This is a genomic window from Desulfurella sp. (assembly GCF_023256235.1).
Classification (GTDB): Bacteria; Campylobacterota_A; Desulfurellia; order Desulfurellales; family Desulfurellaceae; genus Desulfurella.
Map to the genome: position 1 here is coordinate 3,634 of NZ_JAGDWY010000023.1, position 1,011 is coordinate 4,644.

Consider the following 1,011-nt stretch of genomic DNA (forward strand, 5'->3'; position numbering starts at 1 on the left):
ATGAGTGCCAATGTAACTGCGGCAAATGATAATTCAAATGTGCAGTATAGGTATGTTGGTATTGTTTGAGTAACCGAATTAGGCGTTATATTGTTTAAAAAAATATATTTAAAACTTCCAATAACGCCTGCTATATCTGGCCCAAAAGCCAAACTATAGCCTACTATTATCCAAAGCAGGCTAACAATTGCAAGTGACACAAAAGACATGCCAATGGTGTTGAGTATATTTTTTGAGCGCACCATGCCGCCATAAAATAAGCCCAGCCCAACAGGCGTCATTGACAATACGAGTACTGTTGATACAAGCATCCATGCAGTGTTTGCTTGGTTAATTGAATTGCTTTGGGCTAATGCGATGTTTGGTGATAAAACAAAAAATAAAATACACAAAAATCTATAAAGTTTAGCACTCATTACAAAACCTCCGAAGACAGTTATAGCAATATTTATTCCATAACTTATAAATCAATGTTTTTGGAGGTTTTGAGATTTGAAAGTTAGATTAAAACCTACAAAATTGTAAACACTTTTACAATTTTGTAAAAAACACCCAAGTAAGACTTGGGTGTTTACAAATAGGGGGTACTTATTGTTTTATTTTTTTATACCTTTGCCGGCTCCTTCTGGTGCACCTTTTTCTACAGGCTCACCTGCTTTTTCCCATGCATTAAATCCGCCATCTAAGTTTACTACATTGTCATAACCCAATTCTTTTAGCTCATATGCAACTATGACACCTCTTCCGCCAGTTTTGCAATAAACAAGGTAAGTTTTGTTTTTATCTGGAAACCATGTAGGTCCTTGAAAATCAATTAATCCCCTAGGTGCCCAGATTGCACCTGGTATGTGCCCAGCGCTATACTCAGGATACTCCCTTGCATCCAAAACTATTGCGCCATTTTTTATAAGCTCTTTGGCTTCCTGTACGCTTACATTGTGAACACAAGTTTTAGCCTCTTTGATCTTTTTTTCAGCAAGAGACGTAATACTATAAGCATACTTAATAGGC

General features: G+C 36.5%; 1 protein-coding gene and 1 pseudogene. Both read right to left on the bottom strand.

Going from position 1 to position 1,011, the window contains the following annotated elements:
• Nucleotides 1–416 (bottom strand): annotated as a pseudogene (locus tag Q0C22_RS02225) (hypothetical protein); the annotation flags it as partial.
• A 180-nt stretch (nt 417–596) separates the two neighbouring features.
• Nucleotides 597–1,011, bottom strand: a 415-nt coding sequence (locus tag Q0C22_RS02230; RefSeq protein ID WP_291490449.1) for a rhodanese-like domain-containing protein, incomplete at its 5' end; no start/stop codon positions are given.